Raw genomic sequence first — 20,464 nt, 5'->3', positions numbered from 1 at the left:
GCTGCGGCGGCAGCGAGAGTGACGGAAGGGCCGCAGCGATGGATTTCGTTGCGGCCTTTTCCGTTCTGCGGGCGCGGTCGGAGTTCTCGCTATAAACCGAGACCGACGGCGGCCGTGCGATGCACGCCCTTTGGCAAAAAGGAGAATGCGTTCGCCAGGCCAAGATACCGGGCTGCCAGATGAACGACCGACAGCCACATTTCGGTTCCCTTCAGGCTGGCCGGGCTGCCATCGGCAAAGGCGAAACCTTCGCCGTCCTGCCAGCGGTCCACCGCTCTGGCGATGATCTTCCTGGCGATGTCTTCGGCGTCGCCACGCCGGTAGTCACTCTGGCGCGCGATGAGCAGGAGAGGATGGATCGTATCGAGAAGATTGCACGCGGTGTATTTGGAGCCGGTGAAGCCCTGATGGTTCCGGTAGTTCAGCAGCACCGTTTCAAACGCTTCATGCGGCTTCGGTAGGGGCACGCCGAATTGTGCATAGGTTCCACGCGTCAGGCGGTAGAAGCCGTTGACAGGCTGCAGCCAGCCTTCCGCCGCCGTCGGTTCGCCCCATACACCTGTCGCCACGTTGACATGCCGCGTCAGCCATTCGAACAGCGCCTGGCGTGGCTGGTCCACGTTGAAATATCTCGCGTTGAAATACATGGCGGTGCCGATCGCATCGATGACGCTGCCCGCGCTCCAGGCTGCGGTTGTCCAGGGCAATCCCAGGAGCCAGCGATCTAGTTCGGCGAGATCGATCTGCACGGCCTGGATTGCCTGCTGCGGATGGGAGCCCAGGACTTCGAGTGCGTAGCCGGCAGAGAGCACATTATAGAGCGCTTTCGGGTCCTGCCGGAGCTCGGTGCCGGCGGATTGCGTTCCAGCTTCGGGGAAAAGACCGGTCTCACGGTCCTGAAGGCTCCGGAGCCGCTCGATGGTCTCAGCCACATTCAGTCCGGGCGGCAGTTCGCCGAAGCCTGCAGCAATCTCGATGGCATCGCAGAGATGGCGGGTAGCCGGGCGGGCGACGCCATCAGCTTCAAGTGACAGATAGGCATCGGCAGTTTTCCAGCGCTGAAGGATCTCCGGCCACTGATCCCGCGCCTTCTGTCCAAGCGCCTGAAGATTGCCCTCGATGCTACCGGGCCGGGATGACCGGGGCGGCTGGCCTCTCATGCGGATGACTCGCGCCGGTACGCCGCCGGCGATCGCCATCGGCGGAATTTCGCCGGAAACGACAGCACCCGCCGCAATGACCGCCCCGCTGCCGATGACGGCGCCGTCAAGCACGACGGCATTGGCGCCGATCCAGACGTCGTCTCCGATGGTGATGCCAGTCGTGGTCACCTTCTGCCGGTGGATCGGCACGCCGGGATCGTCGAAACCGTGATTAAAGCCGACGATCGACGCATGCGATGCGATCCGCACGCCATTGCCACAGGTCACCTTTCCGGAGACGCAGGCGAAGGGGTTGATGGTGCAGTCATCGCCAAGCACGACTGCACCGCGGACCAGCGCATGACCCGCGATCCATGACCGCTCGCCCATCTTCAGGCTTTCAGTGAAGACCGCCGCGTGCTCGGCGATGTAGGACGTATCGGAAAATTCCGCGCCGCAGGACTCCTGCAGCGCAGTCTTTCGTTCGATATGGTCAGGATGGTCGAGGTCGGCAGCGGCACGCTCCCACGGCAGGAACTGCAGTCTGCGCGCTTCCTTGTGCTCGTCCAACGGCTGCTGCGGACTATTGCGCTGATCCATCATGCTTCCCCGGTGCTGCTCATCCGCCGAATATGCGCTTGCCTTCCGACATGAGTTGCTTGCCCGCGTCGGATGGCGTTATCTGCTCGAAGGCGACGCTGTCGGCAGTCGCAGTCAAAACCTGCTGCGAGAACTCGGCAGCGCCGATCGGGATTGCAGGCGGATAGGGGCCGACCCTATCCTTCAACGAGACGATGTAATCGATCGTCTGCTTCGAAACCTTGTCGCCGGTGGCAGCGACGTCGCCCTGGATCTTCGCATTCACGGGAACGCCGCGTTCGGTTCCAAGAGCATGCCCGGCATTGGTGTCGTTGACGAAGAAGTTGATGAACTTCGCAGCCGTCTCCGGCGACTTCGACCAGGGCGATATCGACCATAGCGTCGAGGGCCGGTAAAACAACCCCGAGGGACCGGACGCCTCCTGCACCGGCAGCGAGCCGATCGACATTTCCGATTTTGCCAATGCACCGTAACCGGCAAGCTGATTGGAATAGGCAAATGCCATCACGGCATTGCCGCTGGCGATCGGGTTGGTTTCGATATTGCCCTTGTCGAGGGCCTGAATATCGGCGGTCACGCAACCGCCAGCCTTCGCCAGCTGATCCCAGTAATCGAACCACTCGATCGCGTCGGCTTCCTGGAAGCCCAGCTGTCCGTCCTGCGTGAACAGTGTCTTGCCGCGCTGGCGCAGCCAGACTTCGAAGACGAAGCTGTATCTCGCGCCGTTGCCGACGGCAAAGAGGCTTGCGGAACCAGCGGCCTTCTTGAAGTCGGTGCAGATCGTCTTGAACTGCTCCCAGGTCGTGGACGCCGCCGGCACCGGAACTCCGGCTTTCTCCAGCGCTGCCTTGTCGACGATCAGGGCCGCGGCGTTGAGCGATGTCGGAATGCCGGTCAATTTTCCATCGACCGTGCCGAGATCCAGTGCGCCGGAGGCGAAATCCGTCGATTTGATGATGCTGTCGCGAAACGGCGTGAGATCCAGCGTCGCGCCGCGGCGGGAATAGTCGGCAAAGGTGACTGGCTCGAGTGCGAAGACATCGGGCACATTGCGGCCCGCGACCATGGTGCTCAGTTTCACCCAATAGTCGGATGTGGCGACCTGCCCGGTAAATTTTGCGCCAGGCGCGGCGGCTTCGAACTGCTTGATGACCTCGCCAGTCCGTTTTGCCCGGTCCGGGTTGCCCCACCAGAACACTCTCAGCGATTCGTCCGCGGCGAGTGCCGCGGGAATGTCGATCAAGGCGGCGGCAATTGCACTTGCGATGAATTCTCGACGTCTCAGCATCTTCCCCTCCCAGGTCAATGCCGCCCGCTTGATGCGGCGACTGTGCAACGATAAACGAAAAAATAGATAGGGAAAGAAAAATTTCGTTGATGGAGAAAATTTCTCGAACAGTGGCGAGGTTCAACCGGCCGTGCTAATCAAGGTCCGAGGAGAATCCCTGGATGACACGCAGATCACGTATCTCTGATATTGCCGAAGCCGCAGGCGTTTCAATTGCCTCGGTGTCGAAGGCGCTGAACAACCGGTCAGGGGTCGGGATCGAGAGCCGGGAGCGGATCCTGGAGGCGGCTGCGCGTCTCGATTATCGCCACAAGACGACGGAGTTAACGGAAGCCTTTCCATCCGGTCTGGCGGTTGTGACCACAGCGACACTTTATCTGAATTCGAAATTCTATGAGGGCGTCATTCAGGGTGCGCTCGATGCCGCAAGGGAGGGCGGCGTCGATGCCAAGGTCCATCTGCTCACGCCGGATATCGAAACCGGCAGCGTCAACGTCGAAAATCTGCTCGGTGCAGACGGCGCCTGTCTGCTTCTCGTCGGTCTCGACCATCCTGTCCTGATCGAGCAGGTGGCCAGAAGTCATGCGCCGGCGGTGATCGTCAACGGCATCGACCGGACGATGCGGCTTTCCTGCGTGCTGCCCGACAACAGATCCGCCGGCTGGCTGGCGACCACAAGGCTGCTGTCGGAAGGCCATACTGAAATCGTGCATGTAAGCCGGCTGTTCCGGACGTCGCTCAAGGAACGCTTCGATGGCTTTCGCGATGCCATGCAGGAGGCCGGAATTGCCATTGACCCCGACAGGCACCTGTTTGACCTGACGGCTGCGGGGATCCTCGAGCCTGATCTCTCGAATGCCCTGATAGACGCGATGCAGAAGGGCCGGTTCGCCAAGGCGACGGCATTCGTCTGCAGCAACGACATCATGGCGCTCGGCGTCATCGATGCCTTGCGCGCCCGCGGCAACATCCTCCCGCGTGATTATTCGGTGATCGGCATGGACGATATCTCGATCGCGCAGCACAGCACCCCGGCACTGACGACGCTTCGCATCGAGCGCGAAGAGCTCGGCCGCGTCGGCTGGGATATGCTGAAGGAGAGAGCGCTGAATGCCGAGGCGCGGGTGCGCCGCGTCGGCATGTCGGTCCGGCTGATCGAACGGGGAACCGTTGGCCCGCCGCGCCACTATCTTCGTGCGCAATAGACGCTGCGCGGGTCGCCGTCTGGCGATGAAAATGCGCCCGTATCACTTGGATTCCAGGCGGTTGAACGCTCTTTCGAGCACCCATTTTGCGAATGACGCAAAAATCAAAAATGGAATCCTTGGACTGCTCCGAAAACAGCACGATTAGTCTAGTAAAGCTGTAGACATAATTTAATTTTGGCCCAACCAATTCAACGGAGGGGCTCACTATGAAAATCTCGAGACGCGCATTTACCGTGGCCATGGCCGGCGCAATCGCCGCTCCCCTGGTCGGGGTTCGGACCGCTATTGCAGCCGACAAGGTCGTTCGCATCGGCTACCAGAAATACGGCACCCTGGTGCTGCTCAAGGGCAAGGGTATCCTGGAGAAGAAGTTCGAGACGATCGGCTATTCGGTCGAATGGACTGAATTCCCAGGTGGCCCGCAGCTTCTCGAGGCGCTGAACGCCGGAGCCGTCGATTTCGGCTCGACCGGCGAGACGCCGCCGATCTTCGCACAGGCGGCCAATGCGCCGCTCGTCTATATCGCACACGAGCCGCCGGCCCCGCGCGGCGAAGCGATCCTCGTTCCCAAGGATAGCCCGATCAAGTCGGTTGCCGATCTGAAGGGCAAGAAGGTCGCCTTCAACAAGGGCTCGAATGTTCACTATCTGCTCGTTAAGGCGCTCGAAGAAGCGGGCCTGACCTATGCCGACGTCGAGCCGTCCTTCCTCGCTCCGGCCGATGGCCGCGCCGCTTTCGAAAAGGGCGCCGTCGATGCCTGGGTTATCTGGGATCCCTTCCAGGCGGCGGCAGAGATCGCGATCGAAGCGCGCGAGCTCAGAAACGGCGAGGGTATCGTCCCGAACCATCAGTTCTATCTCGGGACCAAAACTCTGGTCGATGGCCACAGCGTGGCTATCGATGTGGTCATCGAAGCGATTTCCGAAATCGACGACTGGACCAAATCCGGCGTTGCGGCAGCAGCTGCCGAACTGTCGCCGTCCGTGGGTATTCCGGAACCGGTCCTCGTCCGCGCGCTGGAACGTCAGTCCTATGGCGTGAAGAGCCTGGATGCTTCTGTCGTCGCTCAGCAGCAGGCGATCGCCGACACCTTCTACGAGCTCAAGCTCATTCCGAAGAAGGTCACGATCGCCGACGCGGTGCGCGGCGGCAAAGCCTGACGGCTCATGAAAGCATGTGTGGCCTCAGCCGGTGGAGTTCTCGAGCATCATCGGCTGAAGGCAAATCGGACTATCGCGATTATCACCGCGAACATGGCTACCGGCAGGCTGCGCGCAGTTTGCTGTAACGTTTAAGCAGTTGAAGCAAGCATGCGAGCTATCATCTTGCCCCGGCTTTTCCGGAGCAAGAAAATGGCTCAGTCAGTGGCGAACCGCGAAAGCCGCTTCGAGCCGCTGCCCTTCCTCGGCGATCGCGGGCGCTGCGCTGCCCTGCAGATCCTGAAGCAGGGCATTCAGCGCCATATCCAGGCAATGGGCCGGGAATTCTGCATTGAGCTCCCTGGCATTCTCACGCGCGAAGGCAATCAGTCTTGCAAGGGAGGCCAGCTCCTTCAGCTGCTCTTCGCCCTTCGCGTTCCTGATGTCGATGACCGCATCTTCCATTGATACACCCCATGAGATCGTTGCCGCTGCAAACGGCCACATGACGAGGCTAGTTGAACTTCCCGCAGGACGCGCGTGACACAAGCGTGACACACGTCTAGGCGTCGGAATGCGCTTCGGAATTCAACCTGGAATCCGGATGCAACCATGCGGGTCATAGGCTGCGGAAATCAAAAGGCGCGGTCCGGATGGCCGCGCCTCGATGTCATCGTTTTGCTGGATCAGCGGTCAGCCGTTCAGCGGGACGCTGGAATCCGAAGCGACCGTGTCGGCGGCAACCTCGCGGTGGCCTTCGGCCTGTGCCATCGCCTTGACGAGTGAAACGATCTTTTCGCGGATCTGCGGATCGTTGATCTTCAGAAAGGCGCGGTTGAGAGCGAGGCCCTCTTTGGAGCGGAGGAATTCTGAAACCGGATCAGCCTTCTGCGGCATCTCCAGGCCCTCGAGCGTCAGCGGCTGGTTGTCGTCCTGCTGGAAGAAATAGCTCGGCTGTGCAGACAGCACTTCGGCGATCTTCTGCAGGCGGCTGGCGCCGATGCGGTTCATGCCTTTTTCATACTTCTGGACCTGCTGGAACGTCACGCCGATCTGATCGGCCAACCTTTCCTGGCTAAGGCCGAGAAGGAGCCGGCGCATTCTTACTCGGGAGCCGACATAGACGTCGATTGCATTCGGGGCCTTGGCGTTCATTTCTTTTTTCCGTTTACCGCGAGGGTCGATTGGCGTCCTTGCGGAGGACCGATCAATAGGGGGGGCGCGAATAGATAGTGTATGAGCAGAGTGAAAAATTCAATCGCTACTTCTGGGGATGGACCATTCGCCGCTACGCGCTTGTGTATATAGTACCAATGGGTGGCACTAGCCCCCGTCTGAAGCGCATTCGCTGCCTCTGAGCCAGGCCTCGATCGCTTCGGCAGCAGGGCTTCCAAGGCTCAAGAGATCACAGAGGACGATCAGTGGATTGGCAAGATCGAGCCCGTGGGCGCGCCTGGCGTGGAGCCAGCTGGCGGCATCCGCCGAAATCACGATCGCGAGATTGCCGGGCGCTTTGACCGGCGCGGCCCTGAGATGGGCGAGCAGGTCGGCGATGTCGACCGAGGGCGAAAGCCTGATCTGCAACTCCGGCACATCGCCGCGCCTGCCGAGATAGTAGCTCGCAGCGTAGCGCCCGGTAATCGCATAGCCGATATCATGCGTCCGGCAGAATCCATCGAGCCGCTGCGGCAGAGATGTGAGGGCATCGGCGGGAACGGCGTAGTGCTGCCAGCGCGGGCTTGCCGCCGCCGCCGTTGTTTTCACCGTATCGATGATCGCCTGCGAATTAGCGACGGCGTAGCGGTGGCTGCGGCCACGGGCCTGCGGAACGAGCCAGCCCAGCTGCACGGCATCGGAAATGGCGCTGCGCGCCGCGGTCGCCGAAACGCCGGCGGCAGCGCCGAGTTGCGACGCTTCGAAGCTTTCGTTTCGCAGATGCCAAAGGGCGCAGAGAAGGGTGAGCTTCCGGCTTCCGAAACCCTGAATTTTCCGGTCTGCCATGTCCGCTGGAGGGCCGCCCGGTACAATCTCGTTGCTGCCTTCACGCAGGATGGCCCATCCCGCATCCTGTAATACCGCGGCAAGCGGAGATGCGGCAAGCGTGGTGACCAGAACGGGCGTCGCATCCACCCGCGCAAGCGCGGTGGCAACGCGCCGCGCTTTCGCCTTGAGCGCCGGCCAGTCGGTGATCGCCGCCTGCGCCTCGCGCACGAAGAACAGCCTGATCCGGCGGCCGGATATCTCTAGTTCGGGAAAGCCAGCAGCCGCCGTCAGGTCGGCTTTCGTCGACGACAGGATCGTCTCCAATTCGCCGATGGGTGCAATCGCCGGCCGCGGAGGCATCATGTCACTGCGTGTCGCCGGGTAGCGGCGCTGCCGGATCGATCAGCCCCTGATCGCGCAAATCCGACCATAGGCCCGCCGGGATCGGCCACGCGAGATAGTCGAGATTCTGTTCGAGTTCTGCGACCGAACGGGCGCCGGGTATGACGCTGACGACAAGCTTGTGGGCCAGCGGAAACTGGAGAGCGGCAGCGGCCAGCGGCACTTTGTGGCTTTCGCAGACGGAGCTCAGCCGGGCAACGCGATCCAGCACCTCCTGCGGCGCATTGCGCGTATTGAAGGTCGCGCCGTTGACGGCGCCGGTTGCCAGAATTCCCGAATTGTAGGGGCCGCCGATGACGAGCTTCGTGCCCTTGCGCTCGCAGGCGGGAAACAGTGTGGCAAGCGGCTCCTGTTCCAGAAGCGTGTAGCGGCCGGCCAGCAGGAAGTAGTCGAACTGACCCGCCTCGACGAAATCGGACAGCATCTGCCACTGGTTGATGCCGACGCCGATCGCCTTGATGACACCCTGCGATCTGAGCTCGTCGAGTGCCGGATAGGCGCCGTCCATCGCTTCCCTGAAGCGGCTGCGGGCGCGCGGATCCTCACCCTTGGCGAAGTGGATCGCCTCGTCCGGATCGTGGATCGCCAGCATGTCGATATAATCAGTGCCGAGGCGCTTCAGTGAGCCCTCGATCGACCGGAAGACGGCATCGCGTGAATAGTCGAAATCGGCGCGAAAAGGCGGCGCCTCGTCCCAGAGAACAGGTTTGACCTCGCTGTCGGGGATCGGCACCAGATCGTAGCCGACTTTGGACGAGATGACGATTTCGCTCCGCAGCAGCGTGCGGATCGCTTCGCCAAGCCGGGTCTCCGCCAGGCCAAAGCCATAGACCGGCGCCGTATCGAAATAGCGCAAGCCCTTCTCGAAAGCAGCGTGAACGGTGTCATGCGCCACTTTCGGGTCAGTCGCGCGGTACATGTTGCCTAGGCCGGTTCCGCCCAGGCCCATGACGGTAACCTCAGGCCCATTCGCGTTGACGCTTCTCTTCTCCAGTTTTGGCATTTATTTTCCTGACACTTCTTCGCTCGATCGTCTGATGTGATGCGGGGCTTCGCGCCTTCCTGCGTTACCTCGCCATCACATACTGGCATATAATTTGTCGTACAACAATGTAACCGGACGAATGAAATCTTGCGGGTGAATTGGGATAGCGCGGCGACGCCTGGTTTGCCGGTCATGATGGTGATGTCGCGATATTATCGGTAACTGAGCCGCAATCCAAATCCCTCAAGCCAATTGATGCACAGGCGTGCAAAAAGTGGGTTTTTGTCATTGGGGTGTCATCCACCACGGATAGCTAGGCTTTCGAAGGCCTCTTGGAATGAGGCCCAGGAAGAGGAGAAGGTCATGAACAGACGCGAATTTCTAGTCACTTCGTCGGCGGTGGTGGGCCTTCTGGCGATGCCGCGCTTTGCGTTTGCAGCTGGAGAGACGATTGATCTCTACAGTGGCTCTGACGCCAACATTATCGATTTCTGGAGCAACATCGTCGTTCCGGCGTTTTCGAAGGCCCATCCGGAGCTGGCCATCAAGGTCACCGACGCCGGCGACAACACCGGTCTGCGCGCTATCGCCGATCGCGGTCTCGCCGCGCTGAAGACCAAGACCGATCCGCAGGCAGACATTTTCGAACATTTCGACCCACGCCTTCCGGCAGGCGGCATCGACGCCGGTCTCTGGGTGAAGTTCTCGGCCGAGAACATCGAAGGCTTCGACCACGTCAACCCGCTGAGCGTCGATAGCGAATACTCGCTTCCCTATCGCGGCTCGCAGGTTCTGCTGGCCTATGACACCACCAAGCTCGACCCGAAGAACGCGCCGAAGACCTGGGAACAGCTGACGGCCTGGATCAAGGCCAACCCCGGCCAGTTCATCTACAACCGTCCCGACAAGGGCGGTTCTGGCGGTAACTTCGTCCGCCGCGCCATTCATGAAGCCAATGGCCGCGACCCCAGCAAGTTCACCGTCGACAACTTCACCGCAGACTACGCCAACCAGACGCTGACTCCGGCCTGGAAGCTTCTCACTGATCTCGCTCCCTCGCTCTACGAAAAGGGCGCCTACACCGCCGGCAACACGCAGTCGATCCAGCTGCTCGCACAGGGCGTCGTCACCATGACGCCTGTCTGGTCGGATCAGATTCTGCAGGCAATCTCGCAGGGCGTGCTGCCCGAGACGACCGGCCTCGTCCAGCTAAGCGATCTCGCGCTCTGCGGTGGTTTCTCGCGCATGACTGTCCTCTCGAACGGCGCCCATAAGGATGCCGCTCTCAAGCTCGCCTCGTTCCTGCTCAGCAAGGAAATCCAGGAATCCATCATCACTGAGATCGGCGGCTTCCCGGGCGTCTCCTGGGACCACATTTCGGACGACCTTCGCAAGAAGTATGCCGACGTCATTCCGAAGACCATTCCGACCTTCCCGAGTGGCGATTGGGAAACCAACATCAACGACGGCTGGTACCGTAACGTAGCGCCGAACATCAGCCGTACCTGATGCGCAGACGGATACCCGTTCAATCGCCGGCGCGTGATGGCGCGCCGGCCAAGAGTGCCTCGGCGGGGCTGCTTCTGGTCGCCCTGCCGATTCTCCTGCTCGGCTGGCTTATCGTCTATCCGATCATCTCGGCCGTCATGGGTACGATCTTCGTGCGCCGGGCGGATGGAACTTCGCAGTTCTCGCTGGCTTCCTACCAGTTCTTCTTCACCGACAGCTACAGCCTTGCCAATCTCTGGGTAACGCTCTGGACGACCTTTGTCTGCGGCGTGCTGCTTGTCGTCATCGGATTGCCGATTGCGCTTTATCTTCGCTTCTCCCAGGGCCGCCTTGCCGGCTATGTGCAGGGGCTTGCAATCTTCCCGATGTTCGTGCCGTCGATCATTCTTTCCTACGCGCTGATCCGCACCATCGGCCCGAATGGTACCGTCGATATCCTGCTCAACGCCGTCGGTCTGCCGAAGCTGCCATCGCCCTATCTGACACCCTGGGGGCCGGTGATCGGCCTCGTCTGGGACAACCTGCCGCTGACCGTGCTGATGTTGACGGCCGGGCTCAGCAGCATCTCGAAAAGCTCGATCGAGGCCGCGCGTGATGTCGGCGCCAAGCCCTTGCGCGTCTTCATCTCGATCATCATGCCGCGCATGGGCAACTCCCTCCTGGTGACCGCATCTTTCGCCGTTCTCGGCATCTTCTCGTCCTTCACGCTGCCCTATGTTCTCGGTCCCGCTTCGCCCGAGATGATGGGGCCGTTCATGCAGCGCACCTTCTCCGACATGAACGATCCGCTGAACGCGTTGACGCAGGCGGTTATCTCCTTCGCCTTCTGCCTGGTCTTCGGCATTTTCTACGTGCGCTCGATCGCCAGAAACCGGGAGGGCCGCCGATGACGCCGGTTGAAAACACCGCTTCACGCGCCAGGATCGATTGGACCGGGATCTGCTTCGCAGTCCTTCTGACGCTGTTCATCGCATTGCCGCTGGTCGTTGTCGGCACCTGGGCCTTTACCGAGGTCTGGCGCTATCCCTCCGTCATTCCGCAGCAGTTCGGCCTGCGCTTCTGGCATCAGACGCTGTCGCGTGCGGATGTCTGGGATGCGCTGACGCTGAGCCTGCGGCTGACGGCAACCGTCACCATCCTTTCGGCGATCATCTGCCTTCCGGCGGCCTATGCCTTTGCGCGGATGAAATTTCCGGGCCGCAACATCCTCTTCCTGTCCTTGCTCGCATCGCATGCCTTTCCGAAATTTGGCCTGCTGGTGGCGATCGCCGGCATCTTCCTGCAGTTGGGGCTAATCAGCACCTTCTGGGGTGTCGTGCTGATCCAGCTCGTCGGCACACTGATGCTGATGATCTGGATTCCGGTCGCGGCCTTTCAGAATGTCGATCGCCGCATGGAAGAGGCGGCGCGGGACGCAGGTGCGGCACCACTGCGCGTCTTCTGGTCGATCACCCTGCCGCAGGCCGGGCCGACGATCGCCGCCGCCCTGCTTTTGACCTTCGTCGGCACCTTCTACGAAACCGAAGGCGCCTGGCTGATCGGTGCGCCTGAAATCCGCACCATGCCGGTGCTGATGATCACCTTCATCAACAACCAGATCGTCGTTCAGTACGGCGCTGTGCTTTCTGTGATGCTGTGGGTGCCGTCCTTCATTGCCTTGATGTTTGCCCGCCGCGTCATCGGCACGGGTGCATTCGCCCGGGGCTTCGGTGCATAATATGATCGGGTTCCGCCCGAAGAGAGGCTTTCAATGGCTCGTTTGACGATCAACGGCGTTTCGAAGAGCTTCGGCACGTCCTTCGCCGTACGCGATTTCTCGCTCGATGTCGAAGATGGCGAGCTGGTCTGCCTTCTCGGCCCCTCCGGCTCCGGCAAGTCGACGCTGCTTCGCATGATCGGCGGCTTCGAGCGCCCGACGGGCGGTTCGATCCTGATCGACGCCAAGGACGTGACCGGCCTGCCGCCGGAGAAGCGGCCGACCGGCATGGTGTTTCAGAGCCACGCCTTGTGGACGCATATGGATGTCTTCAACAACATCGCTTTCGGCCTGAAGCTGCGGCATCTGCAGAAGGCGGAGATCCGCGACCGCGTCGAAGGCGCCCTTCAGCTTGTCGGCCTGTCCAACTACGGCAAGCGCCAGACCACGCAGCTTTCCGGCGGCCAGCAGCAGCGTGTCGCGCTGGCCCGTTCGCTGGTGCTGGAGCCGAAGATCCTGCTGCTCGACGAACCCTTCGCCAGCCTCGACCAGCATCTGCGCGAGCGTCTGCGTGAAGAGGTCAAGGACATCCAGCAGCGTCTCGGCATCACCACGCTGTTCGTCACCCACGGTCAGGACGAGGCGCTAGCGCTTGCCGACCGCATCGTCGTCATGCGAGACGGCGGCACCGAGCAGATCGCACCGCCAGACGTCATCTATCGCGAGCCGCAGACGGCCTTCGTCGCCGGGTTTATCGGCTCGATGAATTTCGTCCGCACGACTGTCAAGAACGGCGTCAGCGAGCACCCGGCCTTTCCGCTCGCCGTACCGGTCGGCGATGGCGAGGTGGAGATCGCCTTCCGGCCCGAGGCGCTTTCGCTTTCTCTCTCAGAGAAGAAAGCAGCGTCGGTTCACCGCACCATCGATTTCGGGACGCATAAGCTTGTCGATATCGATCTCATCGACGGTAGCCGGCTGAAATCGATGACCGCGCCGGATGCCAACTGGGCGAAGGGCAGTCTGGTCGAGCCCAAGGTTGCAGCCTACTTCGCATTCCGCGATAACGGCCTCGTCTATCAATCGCCGCAAGCCGGCCATCAGGGACAGAAGCAGGTGTTCGGTCATGTCTGATACAACGGGCGTCGCAATCAAGACGGATGGCCATCTCACCTGGCTGAAATGGCATCGCGGCCACCGGCAGGCCGGCGACATTTCCTTTACGCGCCAGCGGATTGCCGAGGGCATGGCGCTCGGTGCAAGCGTCGAGATCGATCTCGTCTGTTTCGCGGGTGATGGCTTTGCTGTCCTGCACGACGACGTGCTGCATCCGGCGACGACGGGCGAGGGCGCTGTCGCCGATGCCTCGGCCGACTATCTCCACAGCCTCTATCTCCGCGACCACGAAGGCCAGCCGACCGGTCATCCGGTCATGCTGATCGATGATCTCGGCCGTCTGCTGCAGGAGATCGATTGCCATCCGGATGCGGTCCTGCAACTGGATCTGAAGGAATATTCTGTCCGCATCAGCGAAGCCGACGTTGCTGCCTTTGCGAGGGCGATCGCGCCGGTGGCTAAATCCGTCATTCTGTCAGGCGGCGACGCCGTGGCCGTGGAGCGCCTGTCGCGCGCTGTCCCCGATATGCCTGTCGGCTACGACCCATGCCATGACGGCGCAATCGAGCGGCTGATGGAAAACCGCGATTTCGCGGGCTTCGTCGCTGGCGCGCTTGCGGCCTCGCCAAAGGCCACGATGATCTATCTGCATCACAAGCTGGTGCTGTTTGCCGATGCAGCGGGTTTCGACATGATCGGCGCATTTCATCAGGAAGGCCGGACGATCGACGCCTATACGATCAATCGCGCCATCCCCGATGTCTTGCCCGATGTTCGCCGCCTGTTGGCGCTGAAGGCCGACCAGATCACCACCGATGACCCGGTTGGCCTTGAGACGCTGATCACCTCCGGCCACTAGCCTTCGCGGAAGCCGTCAACCAGCCAGGCGTGGACCGCGGCGTTGGCCGCAAGGATATCGCCATTCGCCGTTACCGGGCCACCCGAGAAGGCGGAGACATTGCCGCCTGCCTCTTCGACAAGCAATGCCGAGGCGCCGTAGTCGTGCAGCGACAGGCCATCCTCGAAGAAGCCATCGAGGCGGCCGCAGGCCACATAGGCGATCGAGAGCGCCGCCGAGCCGAGCCGCCTCACGCCGGCCGTCTCATCCATCAGCCGCTGCAATGCCGAGAGATAGGTTTCCTTCCTGACCGCCTTGACCTGGCCGGGAACGGGAAGGCCGGCTCCGATCAGGACATTCTCGATATCGCCATTGTTGATGCAGCTGATCTTCTCGCCGTTGAGATAGGCACCCTGTCCGGCTTCGGCGCTGAAGAGCTCGTCCAGCATCGCGTCGTAGACGACGCCGGCGACGACCTTGCCATGTTCGGCAATCGAGATGGTCATGCCGAAATGGGGTATTCCCCACGCATAATTCGTCGTGCCATCGATCGGATCGATGTAGATCACTGGCGTATCCGGGCCGGCGTCGCGATTGCCGACGGCCTCTTCGCCCTGGATGGCGTAATCCGGAAATGCCCTGACCATCTCGTCGACAATGATCCGCTCAACCGCGACGTCGATCTCCGTCTGATAGTCTCTGGGAGCCTTCGCCAGCATCTCGTTGACACGGCGGCGTTTCAGGGAGGAACGGGCGAGCGTGCCGGCCTTGAAAACGGCTTCTGCCAAGAGCCTGAGACGGCTGGATGCCGCGGGATGGAGTCGGTCGGCAACGTCGGGAATTGTCATGGAAACCTGGAAAGTGATTCACATTTGGAGACCTGAGGCATCGCAAAGGCACATTACGCTTTTATGACGAAACGCCTGCGATGTCGCCCGTGAAGGAACTTGGCGACCTTGAACTATTCGGTTCTGATGGACGATCGGCAATGACGCGGAAATTGCCTTCGCGATCCACATTCTGTGCGCAGACGACGCCGGCGTCCGGGCAGCCCACACCTCCGCCTCTATGCCGTTTCGTGAAAGAAATGAAGGCTTTCCGGCGGGCGCATTTTCAAACCCAAATTTCTGATTTTCACAGATTGACCGGCATCGCCAAGATCGATATCCATTATTAAATCAATTTGATTGAGTGCAAATAAAAAAGAGGGAACCTTCATGAACATCACTGGAATTGGGTATCGCAATTTTATCGCGAAGGCGGGCTGGGCGACGACGGCTGCCTATATCGCCTTGTTCGGCGCCTCGAGTGCATTCAGCGCCGAGGCGGTCCTGACAATGCACATTGAAGAGCAGACGAGCTGGGTGCAGAATTTCAATCCGTTCGACCTCGCCGGGCGCCGGCAGAGCACGATGGATTTCATCTATGAGCCACTTGTCATTTTCAACGCCGAGGACGGTGGCAAGCCGGTATGGCGGCTGGCGACGAGCTTCAAATTCTCAGATGACCTCAAGTCTATCACCTATGAACTGCGTCCTGGGCTGAAATGGTCGGACGGTCAGCCGCTGACCTCGTCTGATGTCAAGTATACGATCGATCTGATGCTGAAGAACGCGGCTCTCGATACGGTCGGTGTCGGCGAGACTGTCGCATCCGTTGAGGCGCCATCACCGACCGAAGTCCGCATCAATCTGAAGGACGTCAACTCCGATTTCCCTGAGTCGCTGGCAGATCTGGCCGTCGTTCCTGAGCATGTCTGGAAGGATGTTTCCGACCCGGTCGCATTCAAGAATGAAAAGCCGATCGGATCCGGGCCTCTCACCGAGCTGCGCCGGTTCACGCCGCAGGTTTACGAGCAATGCCGCAATCCGAATTACTGGGATGCGGCGTCCCTTCATGTGGATTGCATCCGGCTACCGCAGATCTCCGGCAACGATCAGATGCTGGCGATCCTGCCGGAAGGCAATATGGACTGGATTGGATCGTTCATTCCGGAAATCAAGAAAACCTTCGTAGCACTCGATCCGGATCATAACGGCTATTGGCAGCCGCCGGCCGAGACGGTCGCCTTCCAGATGAACTTCAAGAGCGCCAACGAGGGCAATCTCGAGGCTTACAAGGACATCAATTTCCGTCACGCATTCAGCCTCGCCATGGATCGGCCGTCGATGGTGGATATCGCCGGGTTCGGCTATCCGGTGGTAAACCTTCATGCCAGCGGCCTGCCGCCGCGCTTCGAAAGCTGGCGCAACAAGGCCGCGGAAGGCGATAAGGACGCCTTCATGGGCTTCGACACGGAGAAGGCCAACAAGGTCCTTGATGACGCGGGCTTCAAGAAGGGCGCCGATGGCTTCCGGACGACGCCAACAGGCAAGGCGATCGCGTTTCCGGTCATCGTTCCAAACGGCTGGACCGATTGGATTGACGCGGTCCAGATCGCCGTCGAGGGACTTCGCGCCATCGGCATCAATGCGTCCGTCGCCACGCCCGAATACGAGCAGTGGCGCAAGCAGATCCTTGACGGAAGTTTCGAGGTGGTCATGAACTCGCGTGCCGACGGGGCGACGCCGTTCCGCGGCTACTATCAAAGCCTCTCGACAGCCTATGCCGGACGCATCACCGGCGCGCCTTCCCGCTATTCGAATCCGAAGCTGGACGCGCTCTTCAGTCAGTATCTGAAGGCCACGACCGATGATGACCACAAGAAGATTTTCAACGACATCCAGCTTCTGGTCGCCGATGACTTCCCGGTCGTACCTGTGTTCAACGGTCCCACCTGGTATCAGTTCTCCAGCAAGCGCTTTACCGGCTGGGTGACGGACAAGGATCCGGTCATGAACCCGGAAGATCATGACAACAACCGGATGCGTCTGATGCATCTCCTGCGTCTCAAGCCGGTTCAATAAGCCGGCCAGGGATAGAGGATATGCGCATTTCGAGCCGGCGCCTCGGCGTCTATGCGGTCGCTCTGGCGTTCGCCGTGTTGATGAACTTCATCCTTCCCCGGCTTATGCCGGGGAGCCCCGTCGACGCCATGGTGGCCCAGCTGGGGCCACGCGCCACGCCGGCAGCCGTGGCAGCGATCAAGGCTCGCTTTGGCGCGGTCGATGCCCCGATGATGAGCCAGTTCGCCGACTATCTGAAGGGGTTGGCCACGCTGGATCTTGGCGTGTCGGTCAAATACTATCCGCAAACGGTTGTTCAGGTTTTGGGCAGAGCCACCATCTGGACAATCTTTCTGGTCGTCACCGCCATTCTCTTTTCGCTATGTGTGGGGGTGGTTCTCGGCGCTGTCGCCGCATGGCGGCGCGGCGGCCGGTTTGACACGATCGTCTCGCCCCTTTCGGTCGTGATGATCTCCGTCCCTCCCGTCATCATCGCATTGACCACGCTTTTCATCTTTGGTGTTTCGCTTCGCTGGTTTCCGGTTGGCTATGCCTATGATCCGAACCTGGATCCGGGTTTCGACTTCACCTTTGCAGGCAGCGTGCTCGTTCACGCCATTCTGCCGGTACTGACGCTGTCGCCGTTTCTCATCGGTGAATTTCAGACGACGATGCGTTCGGCGATGATCTCGGTGCTTGGCGAAGACTACGTCACGATGGGGCGTGCCAAGGGCCTCAGCCACCGTGCCGTGATGTTCGGATACGGCGCCCGCAACGCGATGCTTCCCGTTCTTACCAATCTGGCACTGATGATCGGCGCGGTCTTCGGTGGATCGATCGTCACTGAGATCGTCTTCAACTACCCGGGGCTCGGATTGACCCTCTACACCGCGAGTATCGCGCGTGACTATCCGGTCATTCAGGGCCAGCTGCTCCTGATGACGCTTGCCACTCTCGGCGCCAATTTTCTCGTCGACATTCTCTATGGATCGATCGACCCACGACTGCGGGAGGCAAACTAATGAGCTTCACCCTTGGGGCCATCCTTCGCCAGCGCAAGGCCGTTGCCGGATTGATTATCGTCGCGGCCATCTGGGCGATCGCGCTGCTTGCTCCGCTTATTGCGCCGGGCGAACCCGGCGCGCGTGTCGGCCGCTCCCATCAGCCCCCGTCGATGGAACACGTTCTTGGCACCACGAAGATGGGGCGCGATGTCTATCGCCAGTTTGTCTGGGGTGCGCGAAGCTCGCTTTCGGTCGGGTTTGCCACCGGCATCGCGATCACCGTCATCGGCACCGGTATCGGTCTTGTTGCCGGATATGCCGGCGGAAAAACCGACGCCGCCCTCGATCTTGCAACCAATGCCGTTCTCGTCGTCCCGAACATGCCGTTGCTGATCCTGCTTGCCTCATTCGCGGGAACGGTCGGTCCGATGACGATCATGATGATCATCGCTCTGACATCGTGGCCATGGGGTGCAAGAATGACGCGGTCGCAGACCATGTCGATCAGAAACCGTGATTTCGTGACAGCGTCGAAAATGATCGGCGAGCCGGCATGGCGGATCATCTTCGTCGAGATCCTGCCCAATCTGGCGCCCCTCATCGGTATCAATCTGGTCGGGAGCATCATCTATGCTGTCGTCGCACAGACGACGCTGGAATATCTGGGTTTCGGCGATCCCCTGAAGGTCTCCTGGGGCACGATGCTCTACAACGCGCAGAACGCGTCGGCGATCATGGTGGGTGCGTGGTGGGACGTCGGCGTTCCGGCGGCCGGGATTGCGCTGACCGGTCTCGGACTGGCGCTTCTCAACTTCACATTCGATGAGATCGCGAATCCGCAACTGCGCTCAGGCCCCGCCCTTGCTCGGTGGTTCCGCCTCAATCGTGCCCGCAATCGCGAACTGGAGGCACGCCGATGAGCGACAATCTGCTGGAAATCGAGCATCTCAACATCGACTATCTGGTCGACAAAGGCGAGTTCCGCGCCGTCAACGACGTCTCTTTCAACATCGGCAAGGGAGAGATCTTTGGGCTTGCTGGCGAGTCCGGGTGCGGCAAGAGCACGATTGCCTATGCGATCACCCGGCTCTCCAAGGCGCCTGCGTGGATCACAAGCGGCAGCATCAGGCTGGGTGGAGAAGATCTGTTGCGCCTGAGCGAGCGCGAGCTCCAGAAGATCCGCTGGAAGCGCGTCGGTATGGTGTTCCAGAGTGCGATGAACTCGCTTAACCCCCTGATGCGGGTCGAAGCGCAGTTTCATGACGTGCTCTTCAGGCATACCGGATGTTCGCGCGACCAGTCGAGGGCACGCGGCGAGGAGATGTTCCGGCTGGTGGGCATACCGCCCCATCGCATTGCCGACTATCCGCATCAGTTTTCAGGCGGCATGCGTCAGCGCATCGTCATCGCCATATGTCTGGCCCTCCAGCCCGAACTGATCATTATGGATGAGCCGACGACAGCGCTCGATGTCGTCGTCCAGCGCGAGATCCTCGAGCAGGTCGTCGATCTGCAGAGAACTCATGGTTTCTCGGTGCTGTTCATCACGCACGACCTGCATTTGATGGCGCAGCTGTGTCAGCGCATCGGAGTGATGCTGAAAGGCGAGCTGGTCGAGGTCGGCGATGTCCATCAGGTCAGCACGGCGCCGAAGCACGAATACACGCGCAAGCTATGGAACGCGATCCCGCAGCTTCCCGTCCATGACCTGTCTTCCGGAGTTACAGCATGAGAGCCGAGCCGAGCATATCCACCGCAGCTTTGCCGCATATCCGGCTTGAAAGCATCAACAGGCATTTCGGCCCGATCCAGGCTTTGAGGGACATCAGTTTCTCCCTCTATCCGGGACGGGCTCTGGCGCTTGTCGGCGAATCCGGATGCGGCAAGACCACCTGCGCGCGGATCATCGCCCGCCTGGACAGACCCTCTGGCGGCAAGCTGCTCTTTCGGGGGCAGGATCTGACGCTTCGCGGTACCCCGAAGGAGGAGCGGCGCTACCGCAAGGATGTCCAGATGGTGTTTCAGGATCCGTTTTCCTCCCTGAATCCCGCCTTCAGCGTGAACCATCATCTGTCGCGGCCGCTCGAACTTCACCAGCACGGTCTTTCAAAGCAGGTGCTGGACGAGCGTATCGGGGCACTGCTTGAAAGCGTCGGGCTCGACCCGGCAGTCTCGCGCCGGAAGTTTCCGCACGAGCTTTCGGGCGGTCAGCGCCAGCGCGTCAACATCGCCCGGGCGCTTGCCGTTCAACCGAGCGTGCTCGTTGCCGATGAACCGACGTCGATGCTCGATGTCTCTATTCGCAAGGACATTCTCGACCTCCTGGCGCGCGTCAAAAAGCAAAATGATCTGGCCCTGCTTTACATCACCCATGATATCGCCACCGCGGCCAGCGTTGCCGAGGAAATCGTCGTGATGTTTGCGGGGCAGATGGTTGAATGGGGCGATACGGCAGCTGTGCTTGGCCAGCCGCATCATCCCTACACCCGGCTGCTGCTTTCTGCCGTGCCCGATGGCGGCAGGCCGTTCGTGACCGGCGGAAGTGCGCGCTTTCTTGAACAGGCGGAAAAGGTCCGCAGCCTCAGCCGCCCAGCGTCGGCAGCGATCGATCAGGTGGGCGCGAACCACTTTGTCCGAATGCCCGGCAACACAGCTCAGTAAGGCCAAACTAG

General features: G+C 60.8%; 20 protein-coding genes. 12 read left to right on the top strand and 8 right to left on the bottom strand.

The window, feature by feature from the left end:
* Window positions 1-89: 89 nt before the first annotated feature.
* Together AC1DIJ_RS02750 and AC1DIJ_RS02745 are read right to left on the bottom strand one after the other, a co-directional pair.
* The gene (locus AC1DIJ_RS02750; RefSeq protein WP_112388785.1) at window positions 90-1,742 is read right to left on the bottom strand and encodes an acyltransferase; all 1,653 of its coding nucleotides are present in this window, start codon (window positions 1,740-1,742) and stop codon (window positions 90-92) included.
* A 19-nt stretch (window positions 1,743-1,761) separates the two neighbouring features.
* Window positions 1,762-3,030: an ABC transporter substrate-binding protein gene (locus AC1DIJ_RS02745; RefSeq protein WP_112388784.1), complete on the bottom strand. Its 1,269-nt coding sequence runs from the start codon at window positions 3,028-3,030 to the stop codon at window positions 1,762-1,764.
* Between the two features lie 161 nt (window positions 3,031-3,191).
* On the opposite strand from AC1DIJ_RS02745, the gene AC1DIJ_RS02740 reads away from it, so the two are divergent.
* Window positions 3,192-4,235, top strand: coding sequence for a LacI family DNA-binding transcriptional regulator (locus AC1DIJ_RS02740; protein WP_112388783.1), 1,044 nt, complete (start codon window positions 3,192-3,194; stop codon window positions 4,233-4,235).
* Between the two features lie 209 nt (window positions 4,236-4,444).
* A complete protein-coding gene (locus AC1DIJ_RS02735) occupies window positions 4,445-5,398 on the top strand; it encodes a sulfonate ABC transporter substrate-binding protein (protein ID WP_112388782.1) in 954 nt (317 codons plus the stop codon).
* 201 nt (window positions 5,399-5,599) lie between these two features.
* Here the strand turns inward: AC1DIJ_RS02735 and AC1DIJ_RS02730 are convergent, their stop codons facing one another.
* The 4 genes from AC1DIJ_RS02730 to AC1DIJ_RS02715 all read right to left on the bottom strand — a co-directional run bounded on the left by AC1DIJ_RS02730 (window position 5,600) and on the right by AC1DIJ_RS02715 (window position 8,765).
* Window positions 5,600-5,842, bottom strand: coding sequence for a hypothetical protein (locus AC1DIJ_RS02730; protein WP_112388781.1), 243 nt, complete (start codon window positions 5,840-5,842; stop codon window positions 5,600-5,602).
* 228 nt (window positions 5,843-6,070) lie between these two features.
* Complete coding sequence (locus AC1DIJ_RS02725) at window positions 6,071-6,532, bottom strand: helix-turn-helix domain-containing protein (RefSeq protein WP_112388780.1); 462 nt, start codon at window positions 6,530-6,532, stop codon at window positions 6,071-6,073.
* 168 nt (window positions 6,533-6,700) lie between these two features.
* A complete protein-coding gene (locus tag AC1DIJ_RS02720; RefSeq protein ID WP_112388779.1) occupies window positions 6,701-7,723 on the bottom strand; it encodes a hypothetical protein in 1,023 nt (340 codons plus the stop codon).
* 1 nt (window position 7,724) lies between these two features.
* A complete protein-coding gene (locus AC1DIJ_RS02715) occupies window positions 7,725-8,765 on the bottom strand; it encodes an aldo/keto reductase (RefSeq protein WP_112388778.1) in 1,041 nt (346 codons plus the stop codon).
* 345 nt (window positions 8,766-9,110) lie between these two features.
* Between AC1DIJ_RS02715 and AC1DIJ_RS02710 the strand changes: the two genes are divergently transcribed.
* Genes AC1DIJ_RS02710 through AC1DIJ_RS02690 form a run of 5 tightly spaced genes read left to right on the top strand, consistent with a single transcriptional unit; the run spans window position 9,111 to window position 13,924 of the window.
* Entirely contained in the window at window positions 9,111-10,256 is a 1,146-nt protein-coding gene (locus AC1DIJ_RS02710) for an extracellular solute-binding protein (RefSeq protein WP_112388777.1), read from the top strand.
* A complete protein-coding gene (locus AC1DIJ_RS02705) occupies window positions 10,256-11,146 on the top strand; it encodes an ABC transporter permease (RefSeq protein ID WP_112388776.1) in 891 nt (296 codons plus the stop codon). Before AC1DIJ_RS02710 ends, AC1DIJ_RS02705 begins: the two co-directional genes overlap by 1 nt.
* Window positions 11,143-11,973: an ABC transporter permease gene (locus tag AC1DIJ_RS02700; protein ID WP_112388775.1), complete on the top strand. Its 831-nt coding sequence runs from the start codon at window positions 11,143-11,145 to the stop codon at window positions 11,971-11,973. The genes AC1DIJ_RS02705 and AC1DIJ_RS02700 overlap by 4 nt, the downstream gene beginning before the upstream one ends.
* A gap of 33 nt (window positions 11,974-12,006) precedes the next feature.
* Window positions 12,007-13,083 (top strand): ABC transporter ATP-binding protein, encoded by a 1,077-nt coding sequence (locus tag AC1DIJ_RS02695; RefSeq protein WP_112388774.1) that lies wholly within the window; start codon window positions 12,007-12,009, stop codon window positions 13,081-13,083.
* A complete protein-coding gene (locus AC1DIJ_RS02690) occupies window positions 13,076-13,924 on the top strand; it encodes a glycerophosphodiester phosphodiesterase (RefSeq protein WP_112388773.1) in 849 nt (282 codons plus the stop codon). Before AC1DIJ_RS02695 ends, AC1DIJ_RS02690 begins: the two co-directional genes overlap by 8 nt.
* Here AC1DIJ_RS02690 and AC1DIJ_RS02685 read toward each other — a convergent pair.
* On the bottom strand, window positions 13,921-14,751 hold the full coding sequence (locus tag AC1DIJ_RS02685; RefSeq protein WP_112388772.1) for an inositol monophosphatase family protein: 831 nt from the start codon (window positions 14,749-14,751) through the stop codon (window positions 13,921-13,923). The two genes, AC1DIJ_RS02690 and AC1DIJ_RS02685, sit on opposite strands and share 4 nt — an antisense overlap.
* A 218-nt stretch (window positions 14,752-14,969) precedes the next feature.
* On the bottom strand, window positions 14,970-15,122 hold the full coding sequence (locus AC1DIJ_RS02680) for a hypothetical protein (protein WP_162698700.1): 153 nt from the start codon (window positions 15,120-15,122) through the stop codon (window positions 14,970-14,972).
* Between AC1DIJ_RS02680 and AC1DIJ_RS02675 the strand changes: the two genes are divergently transcribed.
* The 5 genes from AC1DIJ_RS02675 to AC1DIJ_RS02655 are packed head-to-tail and all read left to right on the top strand — an operon-like array spanning window position 15,121 to window position 20,453.
* Window positions 15,121-16,809, top strand: a complete 1,689-nt coding sequence (locus AC1DIJ_RS02675; protein WP_112388771.1) for an ABC transporter substrate-binding protein — start codon at window positions 15,121-15,123, stop codon at window positions 16,807-16,809. The genes AC1DIJ_RS02680 and AC1DIJ_RS02675 overlap by 2 nt on opposite strands.
* Before the next feature lie 20 nt (window positions 16,810-16,829).
* A complete protein-coding gene (locus AC1DIJ_RS02670) occupies window positions 16,830-17,810 on the top strand; it encodes an ABC transporter permease (protein WP_112388770.1) in 981 nt (326 codons plus the stop codon).
* Complete coding sequence (locus AC1DIJ_RS02665) at window positions 17,810-18,712, top strand: ABC transporter permease (protein ID WP_112388769.1); 903 nt, start codon at window positions 17,810-17,812, stop codon at window positions 18,710-18,712. The genes AC1DIJ_RS02670 and AC1DIJ_RS02665 overlap by 1 nt, the downstream gene beginning before the upstream one ends.
* On the top strand, window positions 18,709-19,524 hold the full coding sequence (locus AC1DIJ_RS02660) for an ABC transporter ATP-binding protein (RefSeq protein ID WP_112388768.1): 816 nt from the start codon (window positions 18,709-18,711) through the stop codon (window positions 19,522-19,524). The genes AC1DIJ_RS02665 and AC1DIJ_RS02660 overlap by 4 nt, the downstream gene beginning before the upstream one ends.
* A complete protein-coding gene (locus AC1DIJ_RS02655; RefSeq protein WP_112388767.1) occupies window positions 19,521-20,453 on the top strand; it encodes an ABC transporter ATP-binding protein in 933 nt (310 codons plus the stop codon). Before AC1DIJ_RS02660 ends, AC1DIJ_RS02655 begins: the two co-directional genes overlap by 4 nt.
* The last annotated feature ends 11 nt before the right edge of the window (window positions 20,454-20,464 follow it).

The organism is Rhizobium sp. 10N427 (genome assembly GCF_056394605.1).
This window is presented reverse-complemented; position numbering and strand designations above follow the sequence as displayed.

Excerpts from the sequence above, each read along its gene's own strand:
- AC1DIJ_RS02700 (WP_112388775.1), top strand. The coding sequence starts at position 11,143 with ATGACGCCGGTTGAAAACACCGCTTCACGCGCCAGGATCGATTGGACC.
- AC1DIJ_RS02685 (WP_112388772.1), bottom strand. The coding sequence starts at position 14,751 with ATGACAATTCCCGACGTTGCCGACCGACTCCATCCCGCGGCATCCAGC.
- AC1DIJ_RS02660 (WP_112388768.1), top strand. The coding sequence starts at position 18,709 with ATGAGCGACAATCTGCTGGAAATCGAGCATCTCAACATCGACTATCTG.
- AC1DIJ_RS02690 (WP_112388773.1), top strand. The coding sequence starts at position 13,076 with ATGTCTGATACAACGGGCGTCGCAATCAAGACGGATGGCCATCTCACC.
- AC1DIJ_RS02670 (WP_112388770.1), top strand. The coding sequence starts at position 16,830 with ATGCGCATTTCGAGCCGGCGCCTCGGCGTCTATGCGGTCGCTCTGGCG.
- AC1DIJ_RS02715 (WP_112388778.1), bottom strand. The coding sequence starts at position 8,765 with ATGCCAAAACTGGAGAAGAGAAGCGTCAACGCGAATGGGCCTGAGGTT.
- AC1DIJ_RS02725 (WP_112388780.1), bottom strand. The coding sequence starts at position 6,532 with ATGAACGCCAAGGCCCCGAATGCAATCGACGTCTATGTCGGCTCCCGA.
- AC1DIJ_RS02740 (WP_112388783.1), top strand. The coding sequence starts at position 3,192 with ATGACACGCAGATCACGTATCTCTGATATTGCCGAAGCCGCAGGCGTT.
- AC1DIJ_RS02710 (WP_112388777.1), top strand. The coding sequence starts at position 9,111 with ATGAACAGACGCGAATTTCTAGTCACTTCGTCGGCGGTGGTGGGCCTT.
- AC1DIJ_RS02705 (WP_112388776.1), top strand. The coding sequence starts at position 10,256 with ATGCGCAGACGGATACCCGTTCAATCGCCGGCGCGTGATGGCGCGCCG.
- AC1DIJ_RS02745 (WP_112388784.1), bottom strand. The coding sequence starts at position 3,030 with ATGCTGAGACGTCGAGAATTCATCGCAAGTGCAATTGCCGCCGCCTTG.
- AC1DIJ_RS02680 (WP_162698700.1), bottom strand. The coding sequence starts at position 15,122 with ATGAAGGTTCCCTCTTTTTTATTTGCACTCAATCAAATTGATTTAATA.
- AC1DIJ_RS02655 (WP_112388767.1), top strand. The coding sequence starts at position 19,521 with ATGAGAGCCGAGCCGAGCATATCCACCGCAGCTTTGCCGCATATCCGG.
- AC1DIJ_RS02675 (WP_112388771.1), top strand. The coding sequence starts at position 15,121 with ATGAACATCACTGGAATTGGGTATCGCAATTTTATCGCGAAGGCGGGC.
- AC1DIJ_RS02720 (WP_112388779.1), bottom strand. The coding sequence starts at position 7,723 with ATGATGCCTCCGCGGCCGGCGATTGCACCCATCGGCGAATTGGAGACG.
- AC1DIJ_RS02750 (WP_112388785.1), bottom strand. The coding sequence starts at position 1,742 with ATGGATCAGCGCAATAGTCCGCAGCAGCCGTTGGACGAGCACAAGGAA.
- AC1DIJ_RS02665 (WP_112388769.1), top strand. The coding sequence starts at position 17,810 with ATGAGCTTCACCCTTGGGGCCATCCTTCGCCAGCGCAAGGCCGTTGCC.
- AC1DIJ_RS02730 (WP_112388781.1), bottom strand. The coding sequence starts at position 5,842 with ATGGAAGATGCGGTCATCGACATCAGGAACGCGAAGGGCGAAGAGCAG.
- AC1DIJ_RS02735 (WP_112388782.1), top strand. The coding sequence starts at position 4,445 with ATGAAAATCTCGAGACGCGCATTTACCGTGGCCATGGCCGGCGCAATC.
- AC1DIJ_RS02695 (WP_112388774.1), top strand. The coding sequence starts at position 12,007 with ATGGCTCGTTTGACGATCAACGGCGTTTCGAAGAGCTTCGGCACGTCC.